This window comes from Bradyrhizobium sp. IC3123, assembly GCF_020193625.1.
Lineage (GTDB): Bacteria > Pseudomonadota > Alphaproteobacteria > Rhizobiales > Xanthobacteraceae > Bradyrhizobium > Bradyrhizobium yuanmingense.
Genome location: NZ_JADYVF010000002.1, coordinates 101,614 through 113,924 on the forward strand (window position 1 = coordinate 101,614; position 12,311 = coordinate 113,924).

12 protein-coding genes are annotated in these 12,311 nt (G+C 64.6%); 4 read left to right on the forward strand and 8 right to left on the reverse strand.

Going from position 1 to position 12,311, the window contains the following annotated elements; all coding sequences use genetic code 11:
• Positions 1–67: 67 nt before the first annotated feature.
• Both I6F20_RS05870 and lipA read right to left on the reverse strand, forming a co-directional pair.
• Positions 68–538, reverse strand: coding sequence for a type II toxin-antitoxin system RatA family toxin (locus I6F20_RS05870; protein WP_027542754.1), 471 nt, complete (start codon positions 536–538; stop codon positions 68–70).
• Between the two features lie 6 nt (positions 539–544).
• Positions 545–1,501, reverse strand: coding sequence for a lipoyl synthase (lipA, locus tag I6F20_RS05875; protein WP_225125418.1), 957 nt, complete (start codon positions 1,499–1,501; stop codon positions 545–547).
• A gap of 130 nt (positions 1,502–1,631) precedes the next feature.
• Here lipA and I6F20_RS05880 point away from each other — a divergent pair, with 130 nt between their 5' ends.
• Positions 1,632–2,234 carry a DNA-3-methyladenine glycosylase gene (locus I6F20_RS05880; RefSeq protein ID WP_225125420.1) on the forward strand — a complete coding sequence of 201 codons (603 nt, stop codon included), beginning with the start codon at positions 1,632–1,634 and terminating at the stop codon, positions 2,232–2,234.
• 92 nt (positions 2,235–2,326) lie between these two features.
• Here the strand turns inward: I6F20_RS05880 and I6F20_RS05885 are convergent, their stop codons facing one another.
• From I6F20_RS05885 to I6F20_RS05905, 5 genes are all read right to left on the reverse strand, one after another.
• On the reverse strand, positions 2,327–5,203 hold the full coding sequence (locus I6F20_RS05885; protein WP_225125422.1) for a valine--tRNA ligase: 2,877 nt from the start codon (positions 5,201–5,203) through the stop codon (positions 2,327–2,329).
• Between the two features lie 140 nt (positions 5,204–5,343).
• Entirely contained in the window at positions 5,344–6,114 is a 771-nt protein-coding gene (locus I6F20_RS05890) for a PopZ family protein (RefSeq protein WP_225112862.1), read from the reverse strand.
• A 302-nt stretch (positions 6,115–6,416) separates the two neighbouring features.
• Positions 6,417–7,802, reverse strand: a complete 1,386-nt coding sequence (locus I6F20_RS05895) for a TolC family outer membrane protein (protein WP_035999388.1) — start codon at positions 7,800–7,802, stop codon at positions 6,417–6,419.
• A gap of 204 nt (positions 7,803–8,006) precedes the next feature.
• On the reverse strand, positions 8,007–8,669 hold the full coding sequence (locus tag I6F20_RS05900) for a protein-L-isoaspartate O-methyltransferase family protein (RefSeq protein WP_036028010.1): 663 nt from the start codon (positions 8,667–8,669) through the stop codon (positions 8,007–8,009).
• A gap of 142 nt (positions 8,670–8,811) precedes the next feature.
• Positions 8,812–8,991 carry a hypothetical protein gene (locus I6F20_RS05905; RefSeq protein ID WP_035999393.1) on the reverse strand — a complete coding sequence of 60 codons (180 nt, stop codon included), beginning with the start codon at positions 8,989–8,991 and terminating at the stop codon, positions 8,812–8,814.
• 458 nt (positions 8,992–9,449) lie between these two features.
• Here I6F20_RS05905 and I6F20_RS05910 point away from each other — a divergent pair, with 458 nt between their 5' ends.
• From I6F20_RS05910 to I6F20_RS05920, 3 genes are read left to right on the forward strand one after another with little or no spacing between them, the layout of a single operon-like run.
• Entirely contained in the window at positions 9,450–10,097 is a 648-nt protein-coding gene (locus tag I6F20_RS05910; RefSeq protein ID WP_035999395.1) for a CoA transferase subunit A, read from the forward strand.
• Positions 10,098–10,101: 4 nt separating this feature from the next.
• Positions 10,102–10,752, forward strand: coding sequence for a 3-oxoacid CoA-transferase subunit B (locus tag I6F20_RS05915; protein WP_225125424.1), 651 nt, complete (start codon positions 10,102–10,104; stop codon positions 10,750–10,752).
• 12 nt (positions 10,753–10,764) lie between these two features.
• Positions 10,765–11,223: a MaoC family dehydratase gene (locus I6F20_RS05920; RefSeq protein WP_036028008.1), complete on the forward strand. Its 459-nt coding sequence runs from the start codon at positions 10,765–10,767 to the stop codon at positions 11,221–11,223.
• Positions 11,224–11,419: 196 nt separating this feature from the next.
• Here the strand turns inward: I6F20_RS05920 and I6F20_RS05925 are convergent, their stop codons facing one another.
• Positions 11,420–12,304 carry an alpha/beta fold hydrolase gene (locus I6F20_RS05925; RefSeq protein ID WP_109143791.1) on the reverse strand — a complete coding sequence of 295 codons (885 nt, stop codon included), beginning with the start codon at positions 12,302–12,304 and terminating at the stop codon, positions 11,420–11,422.
• Positions 12,305–12,311 lie beyond the last annotated feature (7 nt).

Sequence of the window (12,311 nt, forward strand, 5' to 3'; positions counted from 1 at the left end):
CGCGGAGACGCCCTGGATTGCTTTGCTGCGCTCGCAATGACGGTGGAGAGAGCAGTGCTGATCGCGACTACGTCGACGCCAGCTTCGGCCGGCCGTAGATCGCGTCCGCCCGTTTCTCGAACGCGGTCGAGAACCGCGCGAAGGCGGCATCGAACATCGAGCCCATCAGCATCGCCAGCATGCGGCTCTTGAATTCGTAGGCGAGGAAGAAGCCGACGTCGCAGACGCCCTCGCCCTTGGGCTCGAACGTCCAACGGTTTTCCAGATTCCTGAACGGACCTTGCAGATATTCGACCAGGATCTTCAGATTGGCGCGGTCGAGCGTCACGCGGCTGGTGAAGGATTCCTTGACCAGCTTGAACGACACCGTCATGTCGGCGACCAGCACCTCGGTGCCGTCGGGTTTCGCCATGCGCTGGCGCACCTTCAGCGCGCTGCACAGCGGCACGAATTCCGGGTAGCGCTCGACATCGGCGACCAGATCAAACATCTCGGACGCGCTGTGGTTGACACGGTGCTTGCTCGAAACTCGATGCATGGTACGTCAACGGGCGTGAGCTGCCCGCGCAGCCTTCAGTCTCGCGAAATCCTCGCCGGCATGATGCGACGAGCGGGTGAGCGGGCTTGCCGACACCATCAGGAAGCCCTTCGTGTAGGCGATCTTTTCGTAGGACGAGAACTCGTCCGGCGGCACGTAGCGCATCACCGCGTGATGCTTGCGGGTCGGTTGCAGATATTGTCCGATGGTCAGGAAGTCGACGTCGGCCGAGCGTAGATCGTCCATCACCTGCTGCACCTCGTGGCGCTCTTCGCCGAGGCCGACCATGATGCCGGACTTGGTGAAGATGGTGGGATCGAGCTCCTTGACCCGCTGCAGCAGCCGGATCGAATGGAAGTAGCGCGCGCCGGGCCGGACCGTGAGATAACGCGACGGCACCGTCTCGAGATTGTGGTTGAAGACATCGGGCTTCGCCGCGACGACGATTTCGAGCGCCCCCTCCTTGCGCAGGAAGTCGGGCGTCAGGATCTCGATCGTCGTCGAGGGACACGCGGCCCTGATCGCGCGGATAGTCCGAGCGAAATGCTCGGCACCGCCGTCAGTGAGGTCGTCGCGGTCGACCGAGGTGATGACGACGTGGGCGAGGCCCAGCTTCGCCACGGCCTCGGCGACGTTCTGCGGCTCGGCCGCATCCAGTGCATTCGGCAAGCCGGTCTTGACGTTGCAGAAGGCGCAGGCCCGGGTGCAGGTGTCACCCATGATCATAAAGGTCGCGTGCTTCCTGTCCCAGCACTCGCCAATGTTCGGGCAGCCCGCCTCCTCGCACACCGTGTGCAGGCCGTTGGCGCGCACGATGTTGCGGGTGTCGGCATAGCCGCGGGTGTTCGGAGCGCGCACGCGAATCCAGTCCGGCTTCGGCGGCGAAGCGGAATCGGGCCGATTCACCTTTTCGGGGTGGCGCGGGCGCAGCGGGTTCGAGATGGTATCGACAATAACGACCATGGGGTGTCCGGTCTGTTCAGGTCCTACCTAGTCGGTCTGGCCTGGCATCGCAACCCGGCTCGCCCCGCTTCAGGGAACATGGCAGATATGGGCAATATCTTGCTCTGTTCTCAGGCGATTCTCACCTCGAATGGCTCCAATCTCGAACGCTTCACCACCGCGGCTCGGCAAGCCCCTGAAGCGCGCCTTCTTCGGACGCAGCGTCCATGAGGTCGCGCCCGACCTGATCGGCGCCACCATGCTCGTCGACGGCGTCGGCGGGATCATCGTCGAGGTCGAGGCCTATCACCATACCGACCCGGCGGCGCACTCCTATCGCGGGCCGACGCAGCGGAACCAGGTCATGTTTGGCCCGCCTGGCTTTGCCTATGTCTACCGCTCCTACGGCATTCATTGGTGCGTCAACTTCGTCTGCGAGGAGGAAGGCTCGGCCAGTGCCGTGTTGATCCGCGCGCTGGAGCCGACGCATGGATTGGCCGCGATGCGCCAACGCCGGCGTCTGCAGGAGGTGCATGCGCTGTGCTCGGGCCCTGGCAAGCTGACCGAGGCGCTCGGCATCACCATCGCGCACAACGCCCTGCCGCTGGACCGGCCCCCCATCGCGTTGCATGCGCGAACCGAGGATGTCGAGGTCGCAACCGGCATCCGCATCGGCATCACCAAGGCGGTCGAGCTGCCCTGGCGCTACGGCGTCAGGGGCTCGAAGTTTTTGAGCAAGCCGTTTCCGAAATAGGCCTAAAGCGCGATGAATCATCATCGCGCTTTAGGTTATTGTTTGAGCATGATCTTTCCGGAAAACCGCTGCACACTTTTCCGGATCATGCTCTAAGACGCCTGCTTCAGCCGCTCCATCGCCTCAAGCAGCTTGGCCTTGCGCGCCAGCGCCGCCTCGCGCTTTTCGCGCTCCTCCTCGACGACTTCCTCGGCCGCGTTGGCGACGAACTTCTCGTTCGCCAGCTTCGACTCGGCGCGCTTGATGTCGGCCTCGGCCTTGCCGATCTCCTTGTCGAGGCGCGTGCGCTCGGCGGCGACGTCGATCACGCCCTTGAGCGGCAGCGCGGCGACCTCGCCGCGCACCAGCAGCTGGACAGCGCCGTCAGGCGCGCGGTCGGCGAACGAGATGTCCGACAGCCGCGCCATACGCTTGATGACATCGGTCCAGCGCGGCGCGCGCTCCTTGGTTTCGGCCGAAGCGCCTGCGAGCACCAGCGCCGTCAGCGTTGCCGGCGCGATATTCATCTCGGCTCGCACCGAGCGGATCTGCGTGACGAGGTCGATGACCCAGCCGATCTCGGCTTCGGCAGCCGGATCGGTGAAGTCGGCATGATCGAAGATCGGCAGCACCCAGGCCGGCGAGACGAGCGCATCGGTCGGTCCCGTGGTCGCCGCAAGCATCGCGAGCTGCTCCGGCGTCGGCTCGACCGGCTTCAGCGGCCACGGCGCCAATGCGAGCAGGCCCTCGCGCCTGGCCGTCACCTCCCACAGCTCTTCGGTGATGAAGGGCATGAAGGGATGCAACAGCTTCAGGATCTCGTCGCGCGCCCAGGCGACCATGGCGCGGGTCTCGTCCTTGGCAGGGTTGTCCGGACCGAGCAGCACGGGCTTGGCGAGCTCGACATACCAGTCGCAATAGACGTTCCAGACGAAGCGATAGATGCTGCCGGCTGCATCGTTGAAGCGATAAGCTTCGATCGCCTCGGTCACCTCGCGCGTGGTGTGGGCGGTCTCATGCGCGATCCACCGGTTCAGCGTCTCCTTTGCCTTCGCCGGCTCGAAACCATCAGGCACGGCGCAGTGGTTCATCTCCGCGAACCGGCACGCGTTCCAGAGCTTGGTCGCGAAATTGCGGTAGCCTTCGACGCGGCTGGTGGCGAGCTTGATGTCGCGCCCCTGCGCCGCCATCGCGGCCAGGGTGAAGCGCAGCGCGTCGGCGCCGTATTCGTCGATCAGGTGGAGGGGATCGATGACGTTGCCCTTCGACTTCGACATCTTGGCGCCCTTCTCGTCGCGGACGAGGGCATGGATGTAGATGGTCGAGAACGGTACTTCCTTCATGAAGTGCAGGCCCATCATCATCATGCGGGCGACCCAGAAGAAGATGATGTCGAAGCCGGTCACCAGCGCATTGGTCGGATAATAGCGCTGCACCTCGGGCGTCTCGTCGGGCCAGCCGAGCGTCGAGAACGGCCACAGCGCCGAGGAGAACCAGGTGTCGAGCACGTCCTCATCGCGCGTGATGAAGCCTTCCCGCTTGTTGCGGTCGAGCGCCATCTCGCGGCCCTGCTCGGGCGTAATGACCTCCTGCTCGACGTAATAGCCGAGCGCGTGGCTGATGGCCTCCTCCTCGGTCTCGGCGACGAACACCTTGCCGTCAGGGCCGTACCAGGCCGGGATCTGATGGCCCCACCAGAGCTGACGCGAGATGCACCAGGGCTGGATGTTCTCCATCCACTCGTAATAGGTCTTTTCCCAGTTCTTCGGCACGAACGTCGTTTCGCCCGAACGCACCGCCGCGATCGCAGGTCTCGCCAGCGTCTTGGCGTCGACGTACCACTGGTCGGTCAGGTAGGGCTCGATCACGCTGTTGGAACGATCGCCGTGCGGCACCATGTGGGTGTGCGGCTCGATCCGTTCGACGAAGCCGAACGATTCCAGCCGCTCGACGATGCGCTTGCGCGCAGCGAAGCGGTCGACCTTGTGGAATTCCTCGGCGAATTGCGCAGCGCCTTCGGGCAGGTCGCGCAGATAATCCTCGTTGTCGAGGAGATCGAGACAGCCTTCCCTGTCGAGCACGCTGATCCGGCGCAGCCCGTGGCGATTGCCGACCTCGAAATCGTTGAAGTCGTGCGCCGGCGTCACCTTCACAGCGCCCGATCCCTTTTCGGGATCGGAATACTCGTCGGCGACGATTTTGATCTTGCGGCCGACCAGCGGCAGGACGACGTTCTTGCCGATCAGCTGCTGGTAGCGATCATCCTCCGGATGCACGGCCACGCCGGTATCGCCGAGCATGGTCTCGGGTCGCGTGGTGGCGACCACGATGAAGCTCGAGGGATCCTCGGGGTTGAACGTCTTGCCCTCGATCGGATAGCGCAGATACCAGAGGTGGCCCTTCACTTCCGTCTGCTGCACTTCGAGATCGGAGATCGCGGTGAGCAGCTTGGTGTCCCAGTTCACCAGCCGCTTGTCCTTGTAGATCAGGCCCTCGCGGTGCAGCTCGACGAAGACCTTGACGACGGCCTTCGACAGGCCCTCGTCCATGGTGAAGCGCTCGCGCGACCAGTCGCAGGACGCACCGAGGCGCTTGAGCTGGTTGATGATGGTGTCGCCGCTCTCGGCCTTCCACTGCCAGACCCGCTCCAGAAACTTCTCGCGGCCCATCTCGCGACGACCGGGCTGCTGGCGCTCCATCAGCTGCCGCTCGACCACCATCTGGGTGGCGATGCCGGCATGATCGGTGCCGGGCTGCCACAGCACGTCGCGGCCACGCATGCGCTCGAACCGGCAAAGGATGTCCTGCAGCGTGTTGTTGAGGGCGTGGCCCATGTGCAGCGAGCCCGTCACGTTCGGCGGCGGGATCACGATGGTGAAGGGCACGGCATCACGGCGGTCGGGCCGGCCAGCCTTGAACGCAAGGCTGTCCTCCCACACCACGGACATGCGGGTTTCGATATCGGCGGGTTGGTAATTTTTCTCGATCATGGGGCTGCTAGAAAGCCGCGCGAGGGGGCCAAGTCAACGAAAAGCTCAGGGAAAGCGCGGCGGCGACAGCGCTTTCCGACCCGGTCCGGGCTCGAATATGACACCCGAAGCCAGGCTTTATGAGGGCCTTTCGGCCGTCCTCAGCGGCCGCCGCGCGAGACCCGCTCGATTTCGGCCTTCACGATGCGCTCAACGAGGCCGGGCAGATTGTCGTCGAGCCAGGACTTCAGCATCGGCCGCAGCATCTCCTTGACCAAGTCCTCCAGCGTCCGGGCGTTGCTGCTGAGCACCGTATGGGCCAGGGAGTTGAAGGCGGATTCGACCGCGGAGACCGTCGATTGCGCGAGGATCGGCTGCTGTGGGGGCAGCGGCGGCGCGTCGAAATCCACCGGCGCGTAGGACGGCGGCGGGGCGGGACGCGGCGGCTCGGCGAATTCGAGATCGTCGCGTGGCTCGACCTTGCGGAAGGTCGGCGGCGGCGGAGGCGGCGTCGGGTCCATCGCCATGTCGTCGGTCAGTTCGAGCACGTCGGGCTCAGGCTCAGGCTCGGGCTCTGGCTCGGGCGCGCGGACCTCCGGCGTAGGTGTGGCCGCATCGAGACCCGCCAGCAACGCGTCGATATCGTCCTGGCTGTTGGATGCGTCCGCCGCGGGCGCCGGCGCAGGTGGCGGCGCCGGCTTTGCAGCCGGCGGCGGTGCCGGCTTCTCGGCGGCGGGTTTAGGCGGAGCGACCTTGGATGGCGGAATGTCGTTCATCGCCTGCGGCTTCGGCGGCGCGGCGGGCGCAGCAGCCTTCTCGGGCTTGGCGGCCTCAGCCGGCGGGGGCTTTGCCTCGTCGTCGGCAATGATGCGCCGGATCGAGGCCAGAATCTCCTCCATCGAGGGTTCTGTGACCTTTGCAGGCTGCGTCATCTCCGACTCCACATCATCAACGCCCTCGCATGCGTTGTTTTACACCAAGCACGGCAGGATTGGCCGGTTCCGCAACGATGGGTCCGCCATTTTCGTCGCCGCAGCCCGACTTGTCCCCAGATCACGGCTCGACGCGCAGCGGTGCGCCCCTGCCCCGGCGTCGAAGCGTTACGCACACGACATCAACGCGGGCGAATCGACCCGCATCATCTTGGCAAGGCTATGTCAGGGATTTTGACGATTGCAAGCAAAGCACCGGTCGACCTCGGCTATTGGCGAGATCGACCGGATGATTACGGGAATCAGCGGCCGTCAGGCGTGCGCACACCCGCCCAGCTGTCCCGCACCTGATGATAGTGAACGCTGGGGTCGTAGGTCGTAGTCGCAAGGCCGAGGACCTGCGGCGATAGACGCCCGACCGCCGCGAGGACGTTATACGATGCGACCACGCGATCGTGCTGCGCGGTCACCAACGCAACGCGCGCGTTCACCAGCGCCTGCTGCGCATTGAGCACGTCCAGCGTGGTGCGCTGGCCGGCCTTGGCCTCCTCGCGGACGCCGTTCAGGGCGATCTCGGACGCCGTCACCTGCGCCTGAGCCGACTGCACCTGCGCCTTGGTGGCCTGCAGCGAGCCCCACCATTGCACAATGGTCGCGCGGGTCTGGTCGCGAGTCGTTTCGAGGTTGAGCCGCTGCTGCGCCAGGTTCTCCTTGGACTGGCGGATCAGCGAATATTCACCACCGCCATTATAGATCGGCACGGTGAGCTGCGCGATCGCCGATGCGGTGTACGAACGCATCTGAATCAAGGATTGTTCGTCGGCCCGCTGGGCCGTTGCCTGAACCGAAAGTGTCGGCAGCAACGCTCCTTCATTGATCTTGACCTGCAGATAATTGACGTCGATGCCGTACATGGCGGCCGTCACGTTGGGGTGCTCGATCAGGCCGAGCTCGATGGCGGAAGCCAGCGTCTGAGGCAGAAACCGATCGACAGGCGAGCCGGGCGCAAGATTCGTGGGCTCGTTGCCGATGATGCGACGGTAGTTCGCGCGGGTCGTCGTCAGATTCGCTTCAGCGGTGAGCGCCTGGGTCCTCCCGGCCGCCAGTTGCGCTTCCGATTGGGCGACGTCGGTGCGGGTCACTTCGCCGACATTGAAGCGGTCGCGGGTCTGCTTCAGTGTCTGCTCGAGGACGCGCACGTTGCTGCGCTGGACTTCGAGCGTGGCGGCATCCCGCAGATAGTCCATGTAGGTCGTCGCGGCGCTCAGCAGTACGCTCTGATCCATACCGCGCAGCGCTTCACGCGTACCGGACACCTGGCTCTCCGCCGCGCGGGTCCGGTTGGCGGTCTGGTTGCCATTGTAGAGCGTCTGTGTCGCCGTCACGCCAATGCTGCGAGGCACCCTCGTTCCGTAGACTGAGTTGGTCCCCGGGGCACTCTGCAAATCTTGATATGAATAGCCACCGGTCGCTGTCAGATTGACCCTCGGGCGATAGCCCGACAAGGCCTGAGGCACGCCCTCGTCAGTCGAGCGCACCTGGGCACGCTGTGCGTTGAGCTGCGGGTTGTTCTGATAGGCGCGCACCAGCGCGCCCTCGATCGTATCCGCCAAGGCAGGTGTCGGCCCGGCAAGCGCCAGCAGCAGGACCGAAACCGCAGCTCCGGTGAAGAGCTTCACCCCATGCATCCGTGAAATTCCGTTCGTTCTAGCGCCCGGCTCGTGCCCGCGAGCCGGGGTACCGTACCAATGGAGTCGTTGCCCCGCCGCAACATAGGACGCGGTCAAGCGCGACGGAACTACCTGGGGGTGGTTCTCAGTGGAAACTCTTCGCGTGCAGCATCCCGGCCACACTTCTGATTCAGAACGGGATTTGGGGCGGCTTTGGGGCCGTCAGAAGACAAAGGCAGCCGCCCGTTCCAGCCCGGGAAGCACCGGGGCGGCGGCGTCGAACAGGGTCCGATGACCGAATTCGCCGTGGGTACGGGTCACGATCGTGGCGCGCGGCGGCCTCGATTCGGCCGACACCCCCACCAGGCGCCCACCCTCCTTCAGCTGCCCGAGCAGCGCTTCCGGCATCACCTCGGCCGCGCCGTTGAGGAGAATCACATCATAGGGGGCAGCAGCAGGGTCCCCCTCGGTGCAGGCCGCCGCCTTGCAGGCGACATTGGCAAGCCCCTGGGCGGCGAAGGCGTCGCTGGCCTTGGCCGCCAAAGCCGAATCGCACTCGGTCGCCGTGACCTGACGCGCGAGCTTGGCGGCCAGTGCGGCGAGATAGCCGGTGGCGCAGCCGACGACCAGCACGTTGTCATCCGCGCCGATCTCGGCGGCCTGGAGCAGCTTGCCGGTCAGCGCCGGCTTGATCAGGAACCGCTTGGCGGCGCCTTCGCTGACGTCGAGGTCGAGATCGAGGTAAGCCAGCGCCTGCCGGCCGGCCGGCACGAAGGCCTCGCGCGGCACCGTGAGCATGGCATCGAGAACACGACGGTCGGTGACGTCATTGGTGCGCACCTGGCCATCGACCATTTTTTGGCGCGCGGTCGAAAAACCGGACATTTGCGGACCCTGCAATGCGGACGATGCCGCGGAGAAAAATCGCGGCATCTTTTGGAGCATGCTCGGTCAAAACGCAACATAGCGGTTGGCGATGCGCGTTTCGCCCTCCGCAACCTCTCCTGATGGGAGGGCCGGGCCGGCCCTATTCGATGGCGACTGCCAGGCGGCCAATGAGGCCAGCGACCTCGTCAAGCCGCGCCGAATCCGGCGCCTCGACTGCGCGCGCGAGACAAGCGAGGCATTCATCGTCGCTGAGCTCGGGGATGCCGGCCGGCAGAATCGAGGGGGCCAAATCAGAACGGTCGACCTTGTTGTCTGGCATGGGAATCAGCTCCGCGAGTGTCCGGCAGATCCACGCTCGACGTAAATTGAGTCGTTTTGGCGCCGTCCGAATGGCGGGACCTCGCCGACGCACAGGTGTTCGAGCGCGATTCCGTGCTGCACCCCGGTGCTTCGCTCTAGATTTCAGGCAAAGCACATAGCACGCAGCATCAGGATGCAAGGGCAAGCTTTTGAATTTAGTAAGATTCGGCTCTCCGGACTGGATCCGGTTTTGTTACGGAAGCGTCGGTTTCTCTTGAGCCTTTTAGCGCGCCTCAGCGTCGAGGTTCCCAAATCATTCCCAAGGCCTACCATGCGTTCACGTTGGAGAAGGGCGCGCTGACGGCGCGCAATGATCCAGAGGCCCTTGACCCAGATCAAGGGAGCCCGTCGCCCGCCCGCCAACATCCACACATTACCGCCCTTCAGCCCATCGTCGGGCGACCGGGAGTTTCGATCATGAAGGCTGTTTCCGTCGAAGAAGCCGTTGCGATGATCCCGGCGGGCGCCAGCGTCATGGTTGGCGGCTTCATGGGAGTTGGAACGCCGGAGCGGCTGCTCGACGAAGTCGTGCGTCAGAGGAAGACGGGTCTGACCTTGATCTCGAATGACGCGGCCACGCCCGGCAAGGGCGTCGGCAAGCTGTTCGATCAGGCACTGGTGTCGAAGCTGACGGCAACGCATATCGGTCTCAATCCGAAGGCGCAGCAGCAGATGCTGGCGAACCAGATCGCGGTCGACCTCGTGCCGCAAGGCACCTTCGTCGAACGCATCCGCGCCGGCGGGTGCGGTCTCGGCGGGGTGCTGACGCCGACCGGGGTCGGAACGCTGGTGGCCGAAGGCAAGCGCCAGATCGAAGTCGACGGCAAGCCGTTCCTGCTGGAAACGGCGCTGCGGGCGCAATTCGCATTGGTGCACGCCTTCCTCGCCGACTACCTCGGCAACCTCGCCTACGCCCTCACCTCGCGCAATTTCAACCCGGTCATGGCGATGGCGGCCGACACCGTCATCGTGACGGCGGAGCATATCGTCCCGGTCGGCGTGATCGCGCCCGATCACGTCGTCACCCCCGCGCCGCTCGTCGACTATCTCATCACCAACGGGTGACATCATGGATCCCCAGATCATCATCGCCCGGCGTGTCGCCAAGGAGCTGAAGAGCGGCAATCTCGTCAATCTCGGCATCGGCATTCCGACCCTGGTCGCCAATTATGTGCCGTCGGACCTGAAGGTCTTCTTCCAGTCCGAGAACGGATTGATCGGCACCGGGCCGATTCCCGAGCAGGGGATGGCGCATCCGACGCTCACCGATGCCGGCGGACGCCCGATCAGCGCGCTGCCGGGCGCCTCCACCTTCGACAGCGCGATGTCGTTCGGCCTGATCCGCGGCGGCCACGTCGATGTCACCGTGCTCGGCGGTCTCCAGGTCGATGCGCATGGCCATCTCGCGAACTGGATGATTCCGGGCAAGATGGTCCCGGGCATGGGCGGCGCAATGGACCTCGTCACCGGCGCCAAGCGCGTGATCGTCGCCATGCAGCACGCGGCCAAGGGCAAGTCGAAGATCGTGGTGAAATGCTCGCTGCCGCTGACCTCGGCACGCCCTGTCAACCTTGTCGTGACCGACATGGCCGTGATCGGTTTTCCCGATGGCAAGGCGACGCTGCTGGAAACAGCACCCGGCATGAGCATCGGCGAGGTCATGGCCTTGACGGAGGCCGAACTCGCCATTCCCGACAATGTTCCGGAAATGAAGCTCTGAACAGGTCAACCCATGCGAATATTCAGCGACTTCAACGAGATCAAATCCGCAATCGGCACCGAGATAGGCGCCAGCGACTGGATCGAGATCACGCAGGACCGCATCAACCAGTTCGCCGAGGCGACCTGCGACGAGCAGTGGATCCATGTCGACCAGGAGCGCGCCAAGCAGGAGATGCCGGGCGGCAAGACTATCGCCCATGGCCTGCTCTCGCTTGCCCTTGCCCCGCTGTTCATCCGCTCGGTCATCGGCCTGAAGGGGCTGCGCAACACGCTGAATTACGGTGCTGACCGCATCCGATATCTCGCGCCGGTTCCGGCGGGCTCGAAGTTACGCGGCCGGGTCACGATCGCGGAAGCGGAGGACGTGCCGCCGGACGGGCTGCGCGTCAACTACCACCTCGTGATCGAGATCGAGGGCGGCAAGAAGCCGGCCTGCGTGGCCGAATTGATCGCGCTTCACTATCGCTGAATCAAAGAGTCGAAAAACAACCCCATGCACAGTAGACATGGGGCTGATTTGACGGATGTTTCCTGTTCGCCCGGAACCGGTTGCTCCGTCGGGCAAAACACTGGCAATATGTCACCATCGATCATGGGTCCCGGACTGCTCAGCGCGTCAATCGACGATGTGGTGGCCGCCGTCGACGTCGAGGCCCCGCCGGGGATCAGCTTGGCGCCGTGGATGGTGACGCGGCACGTCCTCCGAACCAGGCGCCGAAATAGCCTGCATAAAGTGCCGGCGATTCGAGGTTCATCGAATGCCCTACGCCTGGCACGATGACCAGCCGGCAATCCGGCATCGCTTCGGCCATAGCACGGAGATCGGCCGGCGCGATCCAACCGTCCCGCTCGCCCCACAACACGAGGTGCGGATGCCGGATCTCGGACATACGGCGCTCCAGCTCACGGCTCTCCTTCTCCCGCGTCAGGTTCACCGGCGTGCCGATCCAGATCCCCTCCGATACGCCGAAGGTCTGCTCGATGATCCGATCGAACAGCGTCTGGATCTCTCCCAGCCCCTCGCGAAAGCGAGGGACCATGTTCGGCCCCATGCTCTCCGGGACGAACAGCGAAGAAGCGGCTGTAGCCATCACGGACCGCGTCAGCTCCTTGCTCGACATCATGGCCCTGAATAATCCGATCTGATCGGCATCGAAGGCCATGCCGAGCGGCGTTACCGGATCGAGCGCGAACACACGGCCGAAGCGCTGCGGCTGCTCGAGCAGCATTCTGGCGGCGATGATGCCGCCGGTGGAATGTGTCGCGAGATGGCAATAGCCGATCCCGAGCGTATCGAGCGCCGCCAGCATGTCCTCGGCGTGCTGCCGCATGGAGTAGTTGGAATAGTCGGCCGACGGCTTCGGCCGGTCGCTGTCGCCACAGCCGCGCCAATCGATTGCAACCACACGGAGCCCGATCGGAAACAATGGCGCGGCGAGCTCGATCCAGTCCTTGCTGGCGAGATTTCCGTGGATGAAGACGACGGTGACGTCGCCTCCTCCCCACTCCCGCCAGCCGAGTCGGAGTTCGCCCGCCTGCACCCTTGGCATCGCCGGG